General features: G+C 74.4%; 22 protein-coding genes. 16 read left to right on the top strand and 6 right to left on the bottom strand.

Features of this window, described 5'->3' with window-relative positions:
• The first annotated feature begins 17 nt into the window (after nucleotides 1-17).
• On the top strand, nucleotides 18-284 hold the full coding sequence (locus CXR04_RS13380) for a hypothetical protein (protein WP_101422230.1): 267 nt from the start codon (nucleotides 18-20) through the stop codon (nucleotides 282-284).
• A gap of 8 nt (nucleotides 285-292) precedes the next feature.
• Here CXR04_RS13380 and CXR04_RS13375 read toward each other — a convergent pair whose 3' ends face one another.
• The gene (locus tag CXR04_RS13375; protein WP_101422228.1) at nucleotides 293-667 is read right to left on the bottom strand and encodes a holo-ACP synthase; all 375 of its coding nucleotides are present in this window, start codon (nucleotides 665-667) and stop codon (nucleotides 293-295) included.
• Nucleotides 668-744: 77 nt separating this feature from the next.
• Between CXR04_RS13375 and CXR04_RS13370 the strand changes: the two genes are divergently transcribed.
• From CXR04_RS13370 to CXR04_RS35195, 6 genes are all read left to right on the top strand, one after another.
• Entirely contained in the window at nucleotides 745-1,581 is an 837-nt protein-coding gene (locus tag CXR04_RS13370) for a class I SAM-dependent methyltransferase (protein ID WP_101422226.1), read from the top strand.
• A gap of 62 nt (nucleotides 1,582-1,643) precedes the next feature.
• Nucleotides 1,644-3,161, top strand: a complete 1,518-nt coding sequence (locus CXR04_RS13365; RefSeq protein ID WP_101422224.1) for an NAD(P)H-hydrate dehydratase — start codon at nucleotides 1,644-1,646, stop codon at nucleotides 3,159-3,161.
• A 44-nt stretch (nucleotides 3,162-3,205) separates the two neighbouring features.
• Nucleotides 3,206-4,399 carry an alanine racemase gene (alr, locus tag CXR04_RS13360; RefSeq protein WP_101422222.1) on the top strand — a complete coding sequence of 398 codons (1,194 nt, stop codon included), beginning with the start codon at nucleotides 3,206-3,208 and terminating at the stop codon, nucleotides 4,397-4,399.
• Nucleotides 4,392-5,693 carry an alpha/beta fold hydrolase gene (locus CXR04_RS13355; protein ID WP_101422219.1) on the top strand — a complete coding sequence of 434 codons (1,302 nt, stop codon included), beginning with the start codon at nucleotides 4,392-4,394 and terminating at the stop codon, nucleotides 5,691-5,693. Before alr ends, CXR04_RS13355 begins: the two co-directional genes overlap by 8 nt.
• Nucleotides 5,694-5,704: 11 nt before the next feature.
• On the top strand, nucleotides 5,705-6,259 hold the full coding sequence (gene tsaE, locus CXR04_RS13350) for a tRNA (adenosine(37)-N6)-threonylcarbamoyltransferase complex ATPase subunit type 1 TsaE (protein WP_101422217.1): 555 nt from the start codon (nucleotides 5,705-5,707) through the stop codon (nucleotides 6,257-6,259).
• Nucleotides 6,260-6,346: 87 nt separating this feature from the next.
• Entirely contained in the window at nucleotides 6,347-6,520 is a 174-nt protein-coding gene (locus CXR04_RS35195; protein ID WP_199850456.1) for a hypothetical protein, read from the top strand.
• Nucleotides 6,521-6,575: 55 nt separating this feature from the next.
• Here CXR04_RS35195 and CXR04_RS13345 read toward each other — a convergent pair whose 3' ends face one another.
• The 3 genes from CXR04_RS13345 to CXR04_RS13325 all read right to left on the bottom strand — a co-directional run bounded on the left by CXR04_RS13345 (nucleotide 6,576) and on the right by CXR04_RS13325 (nucleotide 8,576).
• Nucleotides 6,576-6,998: a hypothetical protein gene (locus CXR04_RS13345; RefSeq protein WP_159072311.1), complete on the bottom strand. Its 423-nt coding sequence runs from the start codon at nucleotides 6,996-6,998 to the stop codon at nucleotides 6,576-6,578.
• Nucleotides 6,995-7,839, bottom strand: a protein-coding gene (locus CXR04_RS13340; protein ID WP_442802456.1) for an IS5 family transposase whose coding sequence is annotated in 2 segments (ribosomal slippage) — nucleotides 6,995-7,479 and nucleotides 7,479-7,839 — 846 coding nt in all. Because the reading frame shifts where the segments join, the coding sequence is not laid out codon by codon here. The genes CXR04_RS13345 and CXR04_RS13340 overlap by 4 nt, the downstream gene beginning before the upstream one ends.
• Nucleotides 7,840-8,198: 359 nt before the next feature.
• The gene (locus tag CXR04_RS13325) at nucleotides 8,199-8,576 is read right to left on the bottom strand and encodes a hypothetical protein (RefSeq protein WP_101422213.1); all 378 of its coding nucleotides are present in this window, start codon (nucleotides 8,574-8,576) and stop codon (nucleotides 8,199-8,201) included.
• 95 nt (nucleotides 8,577-8,671) lie between these two features.
• Between CXR04_RS13325 and CXR04_RS13320 the strand changes: the two genes are divergently transcribed.
• Nucleotides 8,672-9,538: an LLM class flavin-dependent oxidoreductase gene (locus CXR04_RS13320; RefSeq protein ID WP_101422211.1), complete on the top strand. Its 867-nt coding sequence runs from the start codon at nucleotides 8,672-8,674 to the stop codon at nucleotides 9,536-9,538.
• Nucleotides 9,539-9,591: 53 nt separating this feature from the next.
• Here the strand turns inward: CXR04_RS13320 and CXR04_RS13315 are convergent, their stop codons facing one another.
• Nucleotides 9,592-10,110 (bottom strand): hypothetical protein, encoded by a 519-nt coding sequence (locus CXR04_RS13315; RefSeq protein WP_101422209.1) that lies wholly within the window; start codon nucleotides 10,108-10,110, stop codon nucleotides 9,592-9,594.
• A 240-nt stretch (nucleotides 10,111-10,350) separates the two neighbouring features.
• Here CXR04_RS13315 and tsaB point away from each other — a divergent pair, with 240 nt between their 5' ends.
• Genes tsaB through CXR04_RS13295 form a run of 4 tightly spaced genes read left to right on the top strand, consistent with a single transcriptional unit; the run spans nucleotide 10,351 to nucleotide 12,929 of the window.
• Nucleotides 10,351-11,022, top strand: a complete 672-nt coding sequence (tsaB, locus tag CXR04_RS13310) for a tRNA (adenosine(37)-N6)-threonylcarbamoyltransferase complex dimerization subunit type 1 TsaB (RefSeq protein ID WP_101426349.1) — start codon at nucleotides 10,351-10,353, stop codon at nucleotides 11,020-11,022.
• A gap of 37 nt (nucleotides 11,023-11,059) precedes the next feature.
• Nucleotides 11,060-11,530 carry a ribosomal protein S18-alanine N-acetyltransferase gene (rimI, locus tag CXR04_RS13305; RefSeq protein WP_101422207.1) on the top strand — a complete coding sequence of 157 codons (471 nt, stop codon included), beginning with the start codon at nucleotides 11,060-11,062 and terminating at the stop codon, nucleotides 11,528-11,530.
• Nucleotides 11,531-11,538: 8 nt separating this feature from the next.
• Nucleotides 11,539-12,648 (top strand): tRNA (adenosine(37)-N6)-threonylcarbamoyltransferase complex transferase subunit TsaD, encoded by a 1,110-nt coding sequence (gene tsaD / locus CXR04_RS13300; protein ID WP_101422205.1) that lies wholly within the window; start codon nucleotides 11,539-11,541, stop codon nucleotides 12,646-12,648.
• Nucleotides 12,649-12,662: 14 nt separating this feature from the next.
• The gene (locus CXR04_RS13295) at nucleotides 12,663-12,929 is read left to right on the top strand and encodes a hypothetical protein (RefSeq protein ID WP_101426348.1); all 267 of its coding nucleotides are present in this window, start codon (nucleotides 12,663-12,665) and stop codon (nucleotides 12,927-12,929) included.
• On the opposite strand, the gene CXR04_RS13290 is transcribed toward CXR04_RS13295, so the two are convergent.
• Nucleotides 12,892-14,115, bottom strand: a complete 1,224-nt coding sequence (locus CXR04_RS13290; RefSeq protein WP_101422203.1) for a class I SAM-dependent methyltransferase — start codon at nucleotides 14,113-14,115, stop codon at nucleotides 12,892-12,894. The two genes, CXR04_RS13295 and CXR04_RS13290, sit on opposite strands and share 38 nt — an antisense overlap.
• A gap of 112 nt (nucleotides 14,116-14,227) precedes the next feature.
• On the opposite strand from CXR04_RS13290, the gene CXR04_RS13285 reads away from it, so the two are divergent.
• The 4 genes from CXR04_RS13285 (at nucleotide 14,228) to groL (ending at nucleotide 18,381) form a co-directional block, all read left to right on the top strand.
• Complete coding sequence (locus tag CXR04_RS13285) at nucleotides 14,228-15,160, top strand: polysaccharide deacetylase family protein (protein WP_101422201.1); 933 nt, start codon at nucleotides 14,228-14,230, stop codon at nucleotides 15,158-15,160.
• Nucleotides 15,157-16,092: a polysaccharide deacetylase family protein gene (locus CXR04_RS13280; protein WP_101422199.1), complete on the top strand. Its 936-nt coding sequence runs from the start codon at nucleotides 15,157-15,159 to the stop codon at nucleotides 16,090-16,092. The genes CXR04_RS13285 and CXR04_RS13280 overlap by 4 nt, the downstream gene beginning before the upstream one ends.
• A 236-nt stretch (nucleotides 16,093-16,328) precedes the next feature.
• Nucleotides 16,329-16,637, top strand: a complete 309-nt coding sequence (gene groES / locus CXR04_RS13275) for a co-chaperone GroES (protein ID WP_101422197.1) — start codon at nucleotides 16,329-16,331, stop codon at nucleotides 16,635-16,637.
• A 124-nt stretch (nucleotides 16,638-16,761) separates the two neighbouring features.
• On the top strand, nucleotides 16,762-18,381 hold the full coding sequence (gene groL, locus CXR04_RS13270) for a chaperonin GroEL (protein ID WP_101422195.1): 1,620 nt from the start codon (nucleotides 16,762-16,764) through the stop codon (nucleotides 18,379-18,381).
• Nucleotides 18,382-18,488 lie beyond the last annotated feature (107 nt).

The following is an 18,488-nucleotide window of genomic DNA, read 5'->3' as shown; positions in this document are numbered from 1 at the left end:
CGAATCCAGGGGACGAGATGTCAGTACTGCAGACGGCTTGGCACGAGAGACGCAGGCAGCTCGCGGCGGCGGGCGCCCGGCGGCGGCGGGCCCGGGGCGCGCGCGAGGCGTTCGCGGGCCGGGTCCGGGGCGATCTGGCGGCGGAGCTGCCGGACGAGGACCTGGGGGAGGACCTGGTCGAGTCGCTGGACCTGTACCGCATGGGCAGCAAGCCGCGCTGCGAGGAGGTGGAGTACCTGGACCTGGTGCAGGAGGCGGTGGCACGGATGGCGTGGGGCAGGTAGCCCCTCGGTCACCCCTCGGCGATGACGACGGCGGAGGCGACGCCGGCGTCGTGGCTGAGTGACACGTGCCAGGTACGCACCCCCAGCTCGGCGGCGCGCGCGGCGACGGTGCCGCGGACGCGGAGATGGGGCCGCCCGTTGTCGTACACGCACACCTCGGCGTCGTGCCAGTGCAGCCCGGCCGGCGCCCCCAGCGCCTTGGCCAGCGCCTCCTTGGCCGCAAACCGCACCGCCAGCGAAGCCACCCCCCGCCGCCCCCCGTCGGGCAGCACCTGCTCCGCAGGCAGAAACAACCGATCCGCCAACTCCGGCGTCCGCTCCAACGCCGCCCCGAACCGCCCCACCTCGGCGACATCGATTCCGACCCCGACGATTCCACTCATGCGCGGCAGAGTAACGGTTCGGGTGGCCACGCTGCCGGTCAGACGTGTGCCGCTGAGGCGCCGGACCGGCCCCGCGGATGGGGGAGCATGGGCGACATGAGCGCTGCCCCCCAAGTCGCCCCGAGATCCTGCACTTCTACGGGGCCGACTTCGACGAGGCCACCCGGCTGACCGGCACCGCGGACGGGCGGTTGGAGCTGGTGCGTACGCGGGAGCTGTTGCGGCGGCATCTGCCCGGGGCGCCGGCCGACGTGATCGACGTGGGTGGGGGGCCCGGGGTGCACGCGGCGTGGCTGGCCGGGGACGGGTACCGGGTGCACCTCGTCGACCCGGTGCCGCGGCACGTCGAGGCCGCGCGCCGGGCCGGGGTCGACGCGGAGGTGGGCGACGCCCGGGCGCTGCGGGCGGCGGACGGTGCGTACGACGTGGCCCTCGTCCTCGGCCCGCTGTACCACCTGCTGGAGCGCGGCGACCGCGACCGGGCCCTCGCGGAGGCCCGCCGCGTCACCCGGCCGGGGGGTCTCGTCGCGGCGGCGGCGATCGGCCGGTACGCCTCCGTCTTCGAGCACACCGCGACCACACTGCTCACCAAGGACCGCGTCCACGACGCCGTACGCGACATCCTGACCACCGGCCGCCACGACCCCGGGCGCAAGGGGTTCACCGCCGCGTACTTCCACACGGCGGCGGAGCTGGAGGGTGAACTGCGCGACGCGGGGTTGGGCGAGGTGACCCTCTACGGGGTCGAAGGCCCCGGGTGGGCGCAGCTCAAGGCCGTCGAGCAGCACACGGGGCGGCCGTTGGCCGAGAATCACCCGGCGTTCGAGGCAGCTCTGCGGGCGGCGCGACTGGCCGACCGGCATCCGGAACTGCTGGCCGCCGCGTCGCACCTGCTGGGGGTCGCCCGGCGGTGAGGGCCGGGGGGTGGCGGCGGTACGCGGCTGCGGGGGTTCGCGGGGCGGGGGAGGATGGGGGTATGAGGAGTGCGTACGGGGTGGAGACGGTGCGTCGTGCCGAGGCGGCGCTTATGGCCGAGTTGCCCGAGGGAGCGCTTATGCAGCGCGCCGCCGCGGGGCTCGCCGCCGCCGCGGCCGGGTTGCTGGGGCGGGTGTACGGGCGGCGGGTGGTGCTGCTCGTGGGGAGCGGGGACAACGGCGGGGACGCGCTGTACGCCGGGGCGCGGCTGGCGCGGCGCGGGGCGCGGGTGACGGCTGTGCTGCTGCGCCCGGAGCGTACGCACGAGGGCGGGCTCGCCGCCCTGTGGGCCGTCGGCGGGTGCGTCGTGCCCGCGGAGGAGGGCGGCGACCTGGGTTCGCCCCTCTGCCGCGTGTTCGACCGGGTCGACCTCGTCGTCGACGGCATCGTCGGCATCGGCGGGTCCGGCGGCCTGCGCCCCGCCGCCGCCGCGCTCATGCGCGTCGTCCGCGACACCGGCGCCCCCGTGCTCGCCGTCGACCTGCCCAGCGGCGTCGAGGCCGACACCGGGGAGGTACGGGGCGAGGCCGTGACCGCCGACGCCACCGTGACCTTCGGTACGTACAAGCCCGGGCTGCTCGTCGACCCCGCCGCCGAGCGGGCCGGCGCGCTGCGGCTCGTGGACATCGGGCTCGGCCCGTACCTGCCCGCGGTGCCCGACCTGGAGGCCCTGCAGCACGCCGACGTCGCCGCGCTGCTGCCGGAGCCGACCGGCGAGAGCGACAAGTACCGGCGCGGTGTCGTCGGCGTCGTCGCCGGCTCCGAGCGCTACCCGGGCGCCGCCGTGCTCGCCGTCGGCGGGGCGCTGCGCGGCGGGGCGGGGGCCGTGCGGTACGTGGGGCCCGCGGCGCGGGCGGTCATCGAGCGGTACCCGGAGACGCTGGTGCACCCCGGGCCGCCGGGGAAGGCCGGCCGGGTGCAGGCGTGGGTCGTCGGGCCCGGGCTGGGGGACGGGCCGGGTGCGGAGGAGGTGCTGGAGCAGGTGCTCGCCACCGACGTGCCGGTGCTGGTCGACGCCGACGGCCTCCGGCTGCTGGACCGGGTACGGGTACGGCGCCGGTCCGCCCCGACGCTGCTCACCCCGCACACGGGGGAGGCCGCCGCACTCCTCGGCGTCGACCGGGCCGAGGTCGAGTCCCGCAGGCTCGCCGCCGTACGGTCGCTGGCCGACGCGTACGGCGCGACCACCCTGCTCAAGGGCTCCACCACCCTGATCGCCGACCCCGGCGGCGAGCACCCCGTGCGCCAGAACCCCACCGGCACCTCCTGGCTCGCCACCGCCGGCAGCGGCGACGTCCTCTCCGGTCTCACCGGCTCCCTCCTCGCCGCCGGCCTCACCGCCCGCGACGCCGGCTCCGCGGGCGCGTACCTCCACGGCCTCGCAGCCCGCACCCTCGCCGCCGGCGCCCCGATCACCGCCCACGAACTCCCCGGCGCCCTCCCCGCCGTCTGGCGTGACGTCCGTGACGTCCGTGGCGTCCGTGACCGCCCGCCCGTGACCGTCCGTGACCGCCCGTGACGAACGCGAAGCCTGATCAGGCGGAAATGCGAGACTGGCTACCGATGACCGACTCCCCCCTCCGCGCCCGCGCGGAGATCGACCTCACCGCGTACGGCGCGAACATCCGTGCCCTGCGCGGCATCGCCCCGCGCGCGCAGTTCATGGCCGTCGTCAAGGGCGACGCGTACGGCCACGGCATGCTGCCCTGCGCCCGCGCCGCCCGCGCCGCGGGCGCCGAGTGGGTGGGGACCGCCACCCCGCAGGAGGCGCTCGCCCTGCGTGCCGCAGGCGACCGGGGCCGGATCCTGTGCTGGCTGTGGACGCCCGGCGGGCCGTGGCGGGAGGCCGTCGAGGCGGACCTCGACATCACCGTCAGCGGCCTGTGGGCGCTGCGCGAACTGCTGCCCGCCGCCCGCGCCGCCGGGCGCACCGCGCGCGTGCAGCTCAAGGCCGACACCGGCCTCGGCCGCAACGGCTGCCTCGCCGCCGACTGGCCCGGCCTCGTCGCCGCCGCCCGTGCCGCCGAGGCCGAGGGCGCCATCGAGGTCACCGGCGTCTGGTCGCACTTCGCCTGCGCCGACGAGCCGGGACACCCCTCCGTCCGCAGCCAGCTCGACGCCTTCCACGACGCCCTCGCCGTCGCCGACCGCGCGGGACTGCGCCCCGAGGTGCGGCACATGGCGAACTCGCCCGCCATGCTCACCCTCCCCGGCGCCCACTTCGACCTCGTCCGGCCCGGGATCGCGTCGTACGGGCTGTCGCCGAGCCCCGAGGTGGGCAGCCCCGCGGACTTCGGGCTGCGTCCCGTGATGGCGGTCAAGGCATCGCTGGCGCAGGTCAAGGAGGCGCCGGCCGGCCTGGGCATCTCGTACGGGCACCACTACGTCACCCCGGGCCGGACCACCCTCGCGCTCGTCCCCCTCGGCTACGCGGACGGGGTGCCGCGGCACGCGTCCGGTACCGGTCCCGTGCTGGTCGCCGGGAAGTGGCGGACGGTCGCGGGGCGGGTCGCGATGGACCAGTTCGTCGTGGACCTGGGCGGGGACGCCGCGGCGGCGGGCGACGAGGCGGTGCTCTTCGGGGCCGGGGACCACGGCGAGCCGACGGCGGAGGACTGGGCGCGGGCGGCGGGCACGATCGGGTACGAGATCGTCACGCGCATCGGACCCCGCGTACCGCGCGTGTACGCGGGCGGGGCGGGGGATGCCACCCCCATGGACACCGACACGGACCGCCCCGGGCCCCGCCATGGCTGACCCCCTCGCCACCCCCGCCGTCGTCCCCGGCCCCGGCGGCTGGGCCCGGGCCGGCCGGCGCGCCGGGATCGCCGGCGTCGCCATCGGCGTGCTCGCCGCCGGGGCGGCCGCGGGCATGGCGGTGGAGCGCCTGGCGATGGGCCGCGACGTACGCCGCCGGGCCCGGCAGGCGCTCGACGCGGCCGGTCCGTACGGCACGCTCCGCGGCACCCCCGGCACTGCCGTCGCGGACGACGGCACCGAGCTGTACTACGAGGTCGAGGAGGCCGGCGACTTCCCGGCCGCGTTCCCCGACGGCACACCATCCGACCCGCAGACCACGGCCCCCCGCCGCCGGCGCCGCCGCCTCGCGGGCCGCCGCGACCCCGCACCCCTCACCGTCGTCTTCAGCCACGGCTACTGCCTCACCCAGGACTCCTGGCACTTCCAGCGCGCCGCCCTCCGCGGCCGAGTCCGCACCGTCTACTGGGACCAGCGCAGCCACGGCCGCTCGGCCCGCGGCATCTCCCAGCTCGCCGGCGACGAGCCGGTCACCATCGAGCAGCTCGGCCGCGACCTCAAGGCCGTCGTCGACGCCGCCGCCCCCGAGGGCCCGCTGCTGCTCGTCGGGCACTCGATGGGCGGCATGACGATCATGGCCTTCGCCGACCAGTTCCCCGACGCGGTACGGGACCGGGTGGCCGGCGCCGCGTTCCTCGGCACCTCCTCGGGCGACCTCGGCCGGGTGACGTTCGGCCTGCCCGCGGCCGGCGCCTGGGCCGTACGGCACTTCGTGCCCGGCGTCCTGAAGGCCCTCGGCAGCCGCGCCGAGCTGGCCGAGCGCGGCCGGCAGGCGACGGCCGACCTCTTCGCCGGGATCATCAAGCACTACTCGTTCGGCACCGAGGGCGTCGACCCGGGCGTCGTGCGCTTCGCCGAGCGGCTGCTGGAGAGCACGCCGATAGACGTGGTCGCGGAGTTCTACCCGGCGTTCGCCGCGCACGAGAAGGGCGAGGCGCTGGCGCTCTTCCGCGACCTCCCCGGGCTCGTCCTCGTCGGCGACCGCGACATGGTCACGCCCCCGGAGCACAGCGAGCACATAGCCGCACGGCTGCCCGACGCCGCGTTCGAGGTCATCGAGGACGCCGGCCACCTGGCCATGCTGGAGCGCCCGGACCGGGTGAACGACGCGCTGGCCGCGCTGCTCGCCCGCGCGGGCGTGCGGCTGCGCACCGGGTCGGGGGCGGGGCCGGGGGCGGAGGCGGGGGAGGGGCCCGTACGGCGGCCGCGCGGCACGTCGCGCCGGACCCTCTAACATCCAGTGCCATGAGCGCCGCCGCGACCACCACCGCAGTCCAGTTGACCGTCGAGTCGCCCGAGCAGATGCAGGAGCTGGGCAGCCGGCTGGCCGCCGTGCTGCGCGCCGGGGACCTCGTGCTGCTCACCGGGGCGCTGGGCGCGGGCAAGACGACGCTCGCGCGCGGGCTGGGTGCGGGGCTCGGGGTACGGGGGGCGGTGACCTCGCCGACGTTCGTCATCGCGCGCGTGCACCCGTCGGTCTCGGGCGGGCCGCCGCTGGTCCACGTCGACGCCTACCGGCTGGGCGGCGGTCTTGAGGAGATGGAGGACCTGGACCTCGACGTGTCGCTGCCGGAGTCGGTCATGGTCGTGGAGTGGGGCGAGGGCAAGGTCGAGGAGCTGGCCGAGGACCGGCTGCACGTCGTCATCGAGCGCACCACGGGCGGTGCGGCCGAGGCGGCAGCGGACGCCGCGGAGCCGGACGCGGAAGGGGCCGACGCGGCCGACGTACGGCACGTCACCGTCACCGGCGTCGGCGAGCGCTGGGCGCACGGCGCGCTGGCCGCGCTCGCCCGCACCTGAACAGCAGTGCTGGACGTTCCGACAAATATGCCGACGTGCTGTCGGCATATCGTTGCCCCAGGTCGGCGGGCGTGGTCCCATGGGCGTATGGCACCTGAGCAAGACGAGCAGCGCCCCGCCGTGGGAGTCGCCGAGCTGCTCGCCGCCTGCGCGGCGGCAGAGGCGGTCTCGACGCCGCCCGCGCCGGAACCCGAGGCGGCCGGGACGGACGGGCGGCGCACCCCGGAGAGCCCTGCCGCACCGGAGCAGCACGCCGCGTAGCGCAAGCGCGTCCCGCCCCGCCCCACTCCGGGACAGCTAGGCCGTGTCGTTCGGATCAAGGCTTGGGGTCCGACTGGATCGCCAAGGTGGGCATCGTCGATTGCAGGTTGATCTCGCCCCAGTCACCGAGTATCTGATAGCCGTCATCGATCCTGGTCATGGAGTCGACTGATCCGAAGTCGGGGGTGCCACTCGCGTCAGTGGCGGGCGGTGCTCCCTGGCCGACCCAGTGCACGGCCTGCATAGGCGAGAAGGTGATTGTGGCTGGTCGGAAGCATGCACGCTCTCCTGGTAGCGGAGCCCGGTGCTCCGGGTGATCCGGCAACAGCAGAAGATCGAGCTTGATGGTCAGGGCGCCGGGGTGGACCTCTATGTCCAGGACGTAGCTGTCCTCCAGGCTGATCTGTTCGAACCCTGGCAGGCTCGTGTAGTCCGCGCGCATGGCTCCCCTCTCGCGTCCGCCGTCCCACTCGATCATCGGGCGGACCACAGGAAGATGCCAGCAATGTGCAGGCCAGCCTGGTAGATGGTGGCGGTCTTGTCATAGCGGGTGGCGATGCCTCGCCACTGTTTAAGGCGGTTGATGCATCGCTCGACGGTGTTGCGCTGCTTGTACGCCTCCCGGTCGAACGCCGGTGGTCTGCCGCCTCGACTGCCGCGCCGCAGGCGGTGGCTCCGTTGATCGGCCGGGGTGGGGATCACCGCGCGGATGCCGCGTGTGCGTAGGTGCTCACGGATGGCGCGGGAGGAGTACGCCTTGTCCGCCAGGACCACCTCAGGCCGGGTGCGAGGCCGTCCGCGACGGCGCGGAACGCGCAGGCGGGCCATCACGTCCGGGAAGGTGGGTGCGTCGCCGGCCTGCCCGGCGGTCAGCACGAACGCCATCGGCCGACAGCGGGTGTCCGCGGCGAGGTGAATCTTTGTGGTCAACCCGCCGCGGGACCGGCCGATGGCGTGGTCGGCCGGTTCACCCGCCGGGCCCCCCTTTTGCGGGCCCCGGCGGCGTGCTGGTGCGCCCGCACGATCGTGGAGTCCACCGACACCACCCAGGTCAAATCCTCGTCCGCATCGGCCTGAGTCACCAACGCGGTGAACACCCGCTCCCACGTGCCGTCGATGGCCCACATCCGCAGCCGGTTGTAGACGCCTCGCCAGTTGCCGTATCTCTCGGGCAGGTGGACCCACTGCGTCCCGGTCTGGAACTTGAAGGCGATCGCGTCGATGACCTCCCGGTGGTCCCGCCACCGGCCACCCCGCTGCGGCGTCCGGTCCGGGAGTAACGGCTCGATCCGCGCCCACTGCGCGTCAGTCAACGGCACAACCGGATCAACGACCAACCGATCCAAACGAAACCGCCTAGTGCTGTGACCGCGTAGGTGCGCCGGGTTGGTGGTCGTGGCGGTTGGATGCGCGGTGAGGTCCATTCGACCGCTGGAGGCGCGGTGGCTGAGCCTGTCCGTGTACGCGGACTGACCGACAAGGAGGGGCAGAAGCTGATGCCGCTCGCCTCGGCGGGCGGAAACCGGGTGCCGGTGATCGGAGCAGGGCAAGCCGAACCGGCTGCCGGCGACCTACCGCCGCACCCACGGTGTCACCTACTTCCACGGCTGTTACTTCGTGGGCGACGACCGCCTGTGGGGCGACAGGTTCACGAGAAGGACAGCGACAGAGGGACGGCTCAGGAGGCGGACGGCTCGATCTCCCCCGCAAAGACGATGACCTGGTCGATGAGGCTCCGCCGCAGATGGACGACGTCCGTTCCCGCCAGGCGGGGGCCTCCGTCCGGCGTGGTGAAGACCCACTGGTACCGGGCCCACTCGCCAGGCATGTCCACCGCTGAGCAGCGCACCATCGTGCCGGTCCCCGCCGGGTGGCGCCGGATGTCCAGCACGAACCGCTCGACCGCCGCGATTCCTTCGCTGCGACCCATCGGTCCCCAGAAGACCACGTCTGAGGTCAGGGCCTGGGAGAGCAGGGCAGTCACATAGCTGTCGACCGAGGCGTTGAACGCGGAGATGAACGTGTCGATCGCGGAGCGTGCCGTCTCTTCCTGCATGCCCCAGTAATACCAGCCGTTGCGCGTGCGCTCCTCCCGCGAGCCGCCTTCCGATCACGGTGGACCATCCCGGTCACAGCACTAGGCTGCGCTGCATGGACATCGGCATCGGACTTCCCTCCACCATCTCCGGCATCCCCGGCAAGCTGATCCCCGAGTGGGCCGCCGCGGCCGAGCGGGCCGGGTTCTCGACTCTGGGCACCATCGACCGCGTCGTCTACGGCAACCTCGAAACGATCCCCACCCTCGCCGCCGCCGCGGCCGTCACCGAGCGGATCGGTCTGACGACGACCATCCTCATCGCCCCCTTCCGCGGCAACGGCGCCCTGCTCGCCAAGCAGCTCGCCTCCGTCGACGTGCTCTCCGGCGGCCGGCTCACCGTCGGTGCCGCGGTCGGCGGGCGGGAGGACGACTACGAGGCGGCGGGGGTGCCGTTCACCCGGCGCGGCCGGATCTTCGACGAGCAGCTCGCCGAGATGCGCGCCGTGTGGCAGCAGGACGCCCGCGGCCGCGCCCACCCCGTCGGCCCGGCGCCTGTGCAGGCGGGCGGGCCGCCGATCCTCTTCGGCGGCAACTCGCCCGCCGCCTTCCGGCGGCTCGCGGAGTACGGCGCCGGGTGGATCCTCGGCGGCGGCAGCCCGGAGCAACTGGCCGGGGGCGCCGAGAAGGCCAGGGCGGCCTGGCGCGAGGCGGGCCGGGAGGGCGAGCCGCGGGTGGCGGCCCTGGCGTACGTGAGCCTCGGCCCCGACGCCGAGGAGCACGCCCGCCGCTATCTGCTGGACTACTACGGGTTCCTGGGGGAGTTCGCCGAGAAGGTCGCCGCGGGGGCGCTGACCTCGCCGGAGGCGGTCGCCGGCGCGAAGGCCGCGTTCGCGGACGCGGGCTGCGACGAGCTGGTGCTGTTCCCCTGCAACCCGGACGTGGCGCAGGTCCCGCTGATCGCGGAGGCCGCCGGGCTGTAGGAACGCACGGAACGTACGGACGAAGGGGCGGGGGGTCCGGCGGCGGGTCCCCGCTACTTCACCACCGCGACCGGTACGCCCACGGTCGCGAAGCGCCACAGCGCCTTGCCGTCCACCCGCGACGAGCGCACGCCGCCCGTCTTCTCCGTCGCGTCCGGGTCCGGCCGGGAGCCGTCCATGGCGGCGCTGAAGCCTATGACCGTGCCCTCGGCCTCCGCGAACCGCACCACGTGCTCCACCAGCACCCCGTCCGTGCCCGTGATCTGCCGCGACCGCGAGGTCACGGTGTACATCCCGGGCGGCGGGTCGACGGTGCTCGGGGTCACCTTGTACGTCCGCAGCACCGAGTTGTCCTCGCCGACGAGCCACACGCGCTTGTCCTTCAGCGCGTAGACCACCCGCAGCCCGGAGCCCGAGCGCGCGGGCAGTTCGAGCTTCTTCTCCTTGGCCTTGGACGGCTCGGGACTGGCGACGCCCGGGCGGTTGCGGGCCAGGGAGTCGGGGGCGTTGGCGTTGGCCTGGTAGGCGAAGAAGGCGACCACGCCCAGGGCGGCGGCCGTCAGCCCGGCCACGAATTTCCCGCTGCCTGCCACGCGGTACGCCCCTTCCGGTACGGCGGCCGCAGGGCCGCTCTGCCGCAGTCTGCCCCCGGCCCGCCCTCTTCTCACGCGCCGGGCCGCCCCGCCTGCTCCGCCCGACGGTAGCACCCGCCATCGTGCGCCCCGGCCCCACCGCAGCGGGAGTCACCGGCCCGGCGGACGCGCTCCGGGCACCCTTTCCGCGCGACTACCCTGAAGGGCGTGCTGCTCGCCATGGATACCGCCTCCCCCGCCGTCACCGTCGCACTCCACGACGGCGACCCCGCGTCACCCGCGCTCGCCGCGTCGCACCAGGTCGACGCCCGGCGCCACGGCGAGCTGCTGCTGCCCGCGGTCGACCGGGTGCTCGCCGAGGCGGGCCGCGGGCTCGGGGAGCTGACCGGCGTCGTCGTCGGCGTCGGGCCAGGGCCGTACACCGGGCTGCGGGTGGGGCTGGTGACCGCCGAGGTCCTCGGCATGACGCTCGGCGTCCCCGTGTACGGCGTCTGCACGCTGGACGGCATCGCCTACGCCGCCGGCCGCGACGGCGGCGTCGCCGGCGGCATTGACGGCCCGTTCGTCGTGGCCACCGACGCCCGGCGCAAAGAGGTGTACTGGGCGCGCTACGCCGACGCCCGTACCCGCGTCACGGACCCGGCCGTCGACCGGCCCGCCGACCTCGCCGAGGAGGTCGCGGGCCTGCCCGCCGCCGGGGCGGGCGCGGAGCTGTACCCCGGGGCGTTCCCCGACGCCCGCCCCCCGGCGCACCCGCACGCCGCCGCCCTCGCCGCGCTGGCCGCCGAGCGGCTCGCGGCGGGCGCCGAGCTGCTGCCGCCCCGCCCGCTGTACCTGCGCCGCCCCGACGCGCAGGTGCCCGCCGCGTACAAGGCGGTCACCCCGCGATGACCGCGCGCCGGGATCCGTACGAGAGCGGCGAGAACCCGTGACCGCCGTCGCCCTCCGCGGGATGCGGTGGTGGGACATCGACCCCGTGCTCGCCCTCGAACGGGACACCTTCCCCGAGGACGCCTGGTCCCCGGCGATGTTCTGGTCCGAGCTGGCCCACGCCCGCGGCCCCGGCGCCACCCGCGCGTACCTCGTCGCCGAGGACGAGGCCGGCCGCGTCGTCGGCTACGGCGGCCTCGCCGCGCTCGACGGCACCGGCGACATCCAGACCATCGCCGCCGCCCGCGACCACTGGGGCACCGGCCTCGGCCCGCGCCTGCTGGAGGCGCTGCTCGCCGCCGCCCGCCGCTTCGGCTGCCGCGAGGTGCTGCTGGAGGTGCGCGTCGACAACGAGCGCGCGCAGCGCCTCTACGAGCGCCACGGCTTCGCCGTCATCGGGGTCAGGCGCGGCTACTACCAGCCCGGAAACGTCGACGCGCTCGTCATGCGCCGTACCGAGAAAGAGTGACGCCCCCCATGGCAGACGAACCCCTGGTGCTCGGGATCGAGACGTCCTGCGACGAGACCGGTGTCGGGATCGTCCGCGGGCACACGCTGCTCGCCGACGCCATCGCGTCCAGCGTCGACGCGCACGCCCGCTTCGGCGGCGTGGTGCCCGAGGTGGCGAGCCGGGCACACCTGGAGGCGATGGTCCCGACGATCGAGCGGGCGCTGCGCGATGCCGGGATCGCGGCCCGCGACCTGGACGCGGTCGCGGTGACGGCGGGCCCGGGTCTCTCCGGGGCGCTGCTGGTCGGGGTGTCGGCGGCCAAGGCGTACGCGTACGCGCTGGGCAAGCCGCTCTACGGCGTCAACCACCTCGCCTCGCACATCGCCGTCGACCAGCTCGAACACGGCGCGCTGCCGGAGCCGACGATGGCCCTGCTGGTCTCCGGCGGGCACTCCTCGCTGCTGATGTCCAGCGACATCACCGCCGACGTCCGCCCCCTCGGCGCGACCATCGACGACGCGGCGGGCGAGGCGTTCGACAAGGTCGCCCGCGTCCTCGGACTCGGCTTCCCCGGCGGCCCGTTCATCGACAAGGCCGCGCGCGAGGGCGACCCGGCCGCGATCCGCTTCCCGCGCGGCCTGACGGGCCCGCGCGACCCGGTGTACGACTTCTCCTTCTCCGGTCTGAAGACCTCCGTCGCCCGCTGGGTGGAGGCCAGGCGTGCGGCGGGGGAGGACGTGCCGGTGGCGGACGTGGCGGCGTCGTTCCAGGAGTCGGTGGCGGACGTGCTGACGCGCAAGGCGGTACGGGCCTGCCGGGACAACGGCGTCGGGCACCTGATGATCGGCGGCGGCGTGGCGGCGAACTCGCGGCTGCGGGCGATGGCCGAGCGGCGCTGCGAGGACGCGGGGATCGTGCTGCGGGTGCCGCGGCCGAAGCTGTGCACGGACAACGGGGCGATGGTCGCGGCGCTGGGCGCGGAGATGGTGGCGCGGGGGCGGGCGGCGTCGGACTGGGAGCTGTCGGCGGACTCGTCGCTGCCGGTCACGGAGACGCACGTACCGGGGCACGAGCACCTGCCCGGGCACGGCCACGACCACGTGCACGAGCTGGCGAAGGACAACCTGTACTCGTGACCGTCATCGCGCAGATGTGGGAGGCCAGGGCCGCGGCCGGGCGCGGCGACGAGCTGCTGGCGTGGGCGCGGGCGCAGCGCCTGCCCGTCCGGCCGCTGCGGCGCGAGACGTTCCGCGCGCCGGGGGACCGGGTGCTGGTCATCACCTGGTGGGACGCGGGCTGCGGCAACCGCGAGGCGGCCATGCCGGAACTCCCGGCTCCGGACCCCGGTCTGCTGGCCCGGCCGGTGCACCGCTGGCGGTTCACGTCGCTGGGACCGGACGGCCCAGAAGCACCGTAGGGGCGCCGGCGACCCGGGTGAGGAAGACGGTGCAGGACACCGCGGTCCGGCCGGTGAGCTTCAGCTTGCGCCGCAGCTCCTCGGGCTCGACGGCGGAACCGCGCTTCTTGACGGTGACGCTGCCGACGCCGCGTTCGCGCAGCAGGGCGCGGAGCTTCTTGACGTTGAACGGGAGCGTATCGGTGATCTCGTACGCGGTGGCGTACGGGGTCCGCGCCGGGTCGTCTGCCGTGACGTACGCGATGGTGGGATCCAGCAGCCGCCCGCCGACCTGCGCCGCCACCTCGGCGACGAGGTGCGCGCGGATGACGGCGCCGTCCGGCTCGTACAGATAGCGCCCCACGGGGCCCGGCGGCGGGTCGGGCAGGTCGCGGCCCGCGAGGGTGGCGCCGGCGGGCAGCAGGGTCGCGCGGCGGCCGCCGGGGAAGACGGCGCCGGATGCAGCGCCGAACCAGAGCACGGCCTCCTTCACGTCGCCGGCGTCGGAGACCCACTCCGCCTCCGCGGCGTCCGGCACCGCCTCGTGCGGGATGCCGGGGGCGACCTTCAGCGCGGCGTGCGAGACCCGGCCGGCGACCTCGACGGCCCAGGACAGCGGCGGTGAGTACGCCTCGGGGTCGAAGACGCGGGTACGCCCCCTGGCGCCGCCGCCCACCCGCCGCGCCGGGTCGACGAACACCGCGTCGTACCCGGAGATGTCCACGTCCCCCACCTCCGCGCAGCGCACCTCGACCAGCTCCGCGACCCCCAGCGCCGCCGCGTTGGCCCGCGCGGCGGCGGCCGCCGCCGGGTCCCGGTCGACGGCGAGCACCGCGATCCCGGCCCGCGCCAGCGCCACCGCGTCGCCGCCGATGCCGCAGCACAGGTCGGCGACCCGGTCGACGCCGAGTGCCGCGAACCGCGCCGCGCGGTGCGCCGCCACCGCCGTACGGGTGGCCTGCTCGACGCCGTCGGGGGTGAAGTACATCCGCGCGGCGTCCGCCCCGAACTTCGCCGCCGCCCGCTGCCGCAGCCGGGACTGTCCGAGCGCGGCGGAGACCAGCTCCGCGGGGTGGGTGCGGCGCAGCCGGGTGGCGAGGGCCAGTTCGTCGGCGGGATCGTGCTCGCGCAGCTCGGCGAGGAGCGCCTGCCCCTCGGGGGTGAGGAGGGCGGCGAGGGGGTCGTCGGGGGCGTCGGGGCCGTGCATGGGCCCATTGTCCGCTGTCCGCCATGCGGGCGCCCGTGCGGCGTGGCGCCATGACACCCCGTTCCGTACTGGCAGGATGCGGGCTCTGGAACTAATACGACAAAAGGATAAAATGCTCCCACGTGCCCGACCCCGCACCGGCCTCCTCGCCCTGGCCGTCACCGCCGCGCTCCTCGCCTCCGCCTGCTCCTCGGGTACCGCCGGACCCGACCACCCCCGCCCCCTCACCCACCCCTACGGGGACGCCAAGCCCGCCGTCGCCGGCGGCCTCGCCGCCGCCCCCGCCCGAGCGCTCGCCCGCACCGCGCAGCACCAGCGGCGCGTCCACGCGCAGCGGCTCGCCACCGCCCGCACCTGGGGCCTGGACGCCACCCCGCTGCTGCCGCCCGCCCCGCCGCGCAGCAAGCCCGCGCTCGCCACCGAACCCGGCTTCGAGGCGAACGGCGGCGGCCCCGGCCTGCCGCCCGTCATCACCCGGGTACCGACCGACGACCGCGTGATCTTCCTGACCATCGACGACGGCTACCGCAAGGACCCCGAGCTGCTGCGCATGCTGCGCGAACTCGACGTGCCCGTCAGCGCCTTCCTCGCCGACGAGGTCGCGCGCGACGACTACGGCTACTTCCGCGACCTCCGCGACCTCGGCACCACCGTCAGCAACCACACCCTCCACCACCCCAACCTCCGCGAACTGCCCTACGAGGCCCAGCGCGAGGAGATCTGCGGCCAGCAGCGCGTCCTGGAGCGCGAGATGGGCACCAAGCCGCGGATCTTCCGGCCGCCGTACGGCAATTACAACGCCGACACCCTGCGCGCCGCGAAGGACTGCGGCATCGGCCTCGTACCGCTCTGGCAGCAGGAGGCGTTCCCGGGGCGCTGGACGTACTCCCGCGCGGACACCGCTTTCCACCCCGGCGATATCGTGCTCACCCACTTCGAAGGACCTTCCGAATTCGGCGGCACGATGACCGATATGCTCCGTACGGTGCTCCGTAAGGCGAACGACGAGGGCTTCGCCGTTGCCCGCTTGGAGGACTACGTATGAGGCGCACCCGCCGCTCCGGGCGGCGGTCGTCAGCCGCTGCGATAGCCGCCGTCTGCCTGCTCGCGCTCACCGCCTGCGCGGACGCGGCCAGACCGCCAGAGGAGTGGTTCCCGCAGAGCGCGGAGGAGTCCGCGGCGCCCGGGGACGGGCGGGCGGACGGCAAGCCGGGCACGCGGCACGCGGGGCGTACGCCGCGGGCGCTGCCCGGCGGTGACGGCACAACCCGCAAGGACGTCGCCCGCGCCGGCGGCCCCGAGGCGTACCGCCGCTGGGGCCTCGACCGCCCGCTCGCCGCCCCGCCCACGCCCCCCGCGAGCCGCCCGGTGCGGCCGGGGGAGTCCGGGCTGCCGGCGGTCGCGGGCCGGGTGCCGACGCGGGACAAGGTCGTCTTCCTCACGATCGACGATGGCTGGGACAAGGACCCCGAGCTGATCCGGATGGCGGCCGATCTGCGGCTGCCGTTCAGCATGTTCCTCTCCGACTCCGCGGCCGGCGGGGACTACGGCTACTTCGAGGAACTGCGGCGCCTCGGCAACTCCGTTCACGGCCACACTCTCACCCACCCCGACCTCACCTCCCTCCCGTACGCCGGACAGCGCCGCCAGATCTGCCGCCAGCAGGAGCGGGTCGCCGCTGCCTTCGGCGTCCGCCCGACGCTCTTCCGGCCGCCCTACGGCACGTACGACGAGGCGACGCTGCGGGCCGCCGCCTCCTGCGGGGTGCGCGCGATGCCGCTGTGGCGGGCCGACATGAAGGCGGGCGGCCTGGAGTACCGCAGCGGCGACCGGCTGCGCCCCGGCGACATCGTGCTGGCGCACTTCCGGGGTCCTGAGCAGCAGGGCGGGCGGACGATGACGGACGTGGTGGCGGAGTTCCTACGGGAAGTCCAGCGGCAGGGCTTCACGGTGGCCCGTCTTGAGGACTACATGTGACGCGGGCGGGGGCGCGGCTCGTACGACTGTACGGCCGGCGGCGGGCGACGCGGGTGGCAATCTGGCACTCGGCTTGACCGAGTGCTAAAGGGCGGCATAACCTCGGCTCTGGCACTCCCCCAGGGAGAGTGCCAACACAGCGACGAGGCGGATCCGGCACCCGCGACGACGGGTCCTCCAGGGTCGCCACCCCAGACATTCAACCCCGCGAGATCTCCGAAGGGGGAGGTCGGATCGTGACGACCGCCAGCACCAAGGTTGCCATCAAGCCGCTTGAGGACCGCATCGTGGTCCAGCCGCTCGACGCCGAGGAGACCACGGCCTCGGGCCTGGTCATTCCGGACACCGCCAAGGAGAAGCCCCAGGAGGGCGTCGTCCTTGCCGTCGGCCCGGGCCGCTTCGAGGACGGCGACCGGCTGCCGCTCGACGTCTCCGTCGGCGACGTCGTTCTCTACAGCAAGTACGGCGGCACCGAGGTGAAGTACAACAACGAGGACTACCTCGTCCTCTCTGCCCGCGACGTGCTCGCGATCATCGAGAAGTAATCGGGGCGCTTCCCGCTTCTTCCCAACCAGGCCGCGCCCCGGATCCGTTCGCCGAGCAGGACATATCGAAACGGGCCGGGGCGTCGGCGCTCCCTACGGCGCCCTTTGAGAGGACCCACGTTCCATGGCGAAGACTCTGAAGTTCGACGAGGACGCCCGCCGCGCTCTTGAGCGCGGCGTGGACAAGCTTGCCGACACCGTGAAGGTGACGATCGGCCCCCGGGGCCGCAACGTCGTCATCGACAAGAAGTTCGGCGCCCCGACCATCACCAACGACGGCGTGACCATCGCCCGTGAGATCGAGGTCGAGGACCCGTACGAGAACCTGGGCGTCCAGCTCGTGAAGGAGGTGGCGACCAAGACCAACGACGTCGCGGGCGACGGCACCACCACCGCCACCGTGCTGGCCCAGGCGCTGGTCCGCGAGGGCCTGCGCAACGTGGCCGCCGGCGCCTCCCCCTCCGCGCTCAAGCGCGGCATCGACGCCGCCGTCGCGGCCATCTCCGACGAGCTGCTGAAGGCCGCCAGCCCGATCGACTCCAAGTCCGACATCGCCGCGGTCGCCGCGCTGTCCGCGCAGGACGAGCAGGTGGGCCAGCTCATCGGCGAGGCCATGGACAAGGTGGGCAAGGACGGTGTCATCACCGTCGAGGAGTCCAACACCTTCGGCCTGGAGCTGGACTTCACCGAGGGCATGGCCTTCGACAAGGGCTACCTCTCGCACTACATGGTGACCGACCAGGACCGCATGGAGGCGGTGCTGGAGGACCCGTACATCCTGATCAACCAGGGCAAGATCTCCTCCATCCAGGACCTGCTGCCGCTGCTGGAGAAGGTCATGCAGGCCGGCTCCGCCAGGCCGCTGCTGATCGTCGCCGAGGACGTGGAGGGCGAGGCGCTGTCCACCCTCGTCGTCAACAAGATCCGCGGTACGTTCAACTCCGTCGCGGTCAAGGCCCCCGGCTTCGGCGACCGCCGCAAGGCGATGCTCGGCGACATGGCCACCCTCACCGGCGGCACCGTGGTCTCCGAGGAGGTCGGCCTCAAGCTCGACCAGGTGGGCCTTGAGGTGCTGGGCACCGCCCGCCGCGTGGTCATCACCAAGGACGACACCACGATCGTCGACGGCGCCGGCAAGTCCGACGAGGTCGCGGGCCGGGTCGCGCAGATCAAGGCCGAGATCGACGCCACGGACTCCGACTGGGACCGCGAGAAGCTGCAGGAGCGGCTGGCGAAGCTGGCCGGCGGCGTGTGCGTCATCCGCGTCGGCGCGGCCACCGAGGTCGAGCTGAAGGAGAAGAAGCACCGTCTGGAGGACGCCATCTCCGCCACCCGCGCGGCGGTCGAGGAGGGCATCGTCTCCGGCGGCGGCTCGGCGCTCGTGCACGCGGCGAAGGTGCTGGAGGACGGCCTCGGCCTCACCGGCGACGAGGCCACCGGCGTGGCGGTCGTCCGCCGCGCGTCGGTCGAGCCGCTGCGCTGGATCGCGGAGAACGCGGGCCTGGAGGGCTACGTCATCACCTCCAAGGTCTCGGAGCTGACCGCGGGCCAGGGCTTCAACGCCGCCACCGGCGAGTACGGCGACCTGGTGAAGGCCGGCGTCATCGACCCGGTGAAGGTGACCCGCTCGGCGCTGGAGAACGCGGCGTCGATCGCCTCGCTCCTGCTGACCACGGAGAGCGCGGTCGTGGAGAAGCCGGAGCCCGAGCAGGACCAGGGCCACAGCCACGGCCACTCCCACTGACCACCGGTCGGTACGAGCACCACGCCGCAGGGCCCCGCCTCCCAGGAGGCGGGGCCCTGCGGCGTATGCCGTCCGCCCGCCCCGGCCCTGGCCGGAGGCCGGCGGCC

The sequence above is a fragment of the Streptomyces sp. CMB-StM0423 genome, from assembly GCF_002847285.1.
GTDB lineage: Bacteria > Actinomycetota > Actinomycetes > Streptomycetales > Streptomycetaceae > Streptomyces.
Note: the sequence above shows the minus strand (reverse complement) of the source record. Positions and strands in the feature narration are given on the sequence as shown.

Bases quoted from the DNA above. Each gene is read 5' to 3' on its own strand.
- CXR04_RS13280 (WP_101422199.1), top strand. From the start codon at position 15,157: ATGAGGCGCACCCGCCGCTCCGGGCGGCGGTCGTCAGCCGCTGCGATA.
- CXR04_RS13320 (WP_101422211.1), top strand. From the start codon at position 8,672: ATGGACATCGGCATCGGACTTCCCTCCACCATCTCCGGCATCCCCGGC.
- CXR04_RS13355 (WP_101422219.1), top strand. From the start codon at position 4,392: ATGGCTGACCCCCTCGCCACCCCCGCCGTCGTCCCCGGCCCCGGCGGC.
- CXR04_RS13370 (WP_101422226.1), top strand. From the start codon at position 745: ATGGGGGAGCATGGGCGACATGAGCGCTGCCCCCCAAGTCGCCCCGAG.
- CXR04_RS13285 (WP_101422201.1), top strand. From the start codon at position 14,228: ATGCTCCCACGTGCCCGACCCCGCACCGGCCTCCTCGCCCTGGCCGTC.
- CXR04_RS13295 (WP_101426348.1), top strand. From the start codon at position 12,663: ATGTGGGAGGCCAGGGCCGCGGCCGGGCGCGGCGACGAGCTGCTGGCG.
- CXR04_RS13365 (WP_101422224.1), top strand. From the start codon at position 1,644: ATGAGGAGTGCGTACGGGGTGGAGACGGTGCGTCGTGCCGAGGCGGCG.
- CXR04_RS13325 (WP_101422213.1), bottom strand. From the start codon at position 8,576: ATGCAGGAAGAGACGGCACGCTCCGCGATCGACACGTTCATCTCCGCG.
- tsaE (WP_101422217.1), top strand. From the start codon at position 5,705: ATGAGCGCCGCCGCGACCACCACCGCAGTCCAGTTGACCGTCGAGTCG.
- CXR04_RS13345 (WP_159072311.1), bottom strand. From the start codon at position 6,998: ATGATCGAGTGGGACGGCGGACGCGAGAGGGGAGCCATGCGCGCGGAC.
- CXR04_RS13380 (WP_101422230.1), top strand. From the start codon at position 18: ATGTCAGTACTGCAGACGGCTTGGCACGAGAGACGCAGGCAGCTCGCG.
- CXR04_RS35195 (WP_199850456.1), top strand. From the start codon at position 6,347: ATGGCACCTGAGCAAGACGAGCAGCGCCCCGCCGTGGGAGTCGCCGAG.
- CXR04_RS13375 (WP_101422228.1), bottom strand. From the start codon at position 667: ATGAGTGGAATCGTCGGGGTCGGAATCGATGTCGCCGAGGTGGGGCGG.
- tsaB (WP_101426349.1), top strand. From the start codon at position 10,351: ATGGATACCGCCTCCCCCGCCGTCACCGTCGCACTCCACGACGGCGAC.
- groL (WP_101422195.1), top strand. From the start codon at position 16,762: ATGGCGAAGACTCTGAAGTTCGACGAGGACGCCCGCCGCGCTCTTGAG.
- tsaD (WP_101422205.1), top strand. From the start codon at position 11,539: ATGGCAGACGAACCCCTGGTGCTCGGGATCGAGACGTCCTGCGACGAG.
- alr (WP_101422222.1), top strand. From the start codon at position 3,206: ATGACCGACTCCCCCCTCCGCGCCCGCGCGGAGATCGACCTCACCGCG.
- CXR04_RS13290 (WP_101422203.1), bottom strand. From the start codon at position 14,115: ATGCACGGCCCCGACGCCCCCGACGACCCCCTCGCCGCCCTCCTCACC.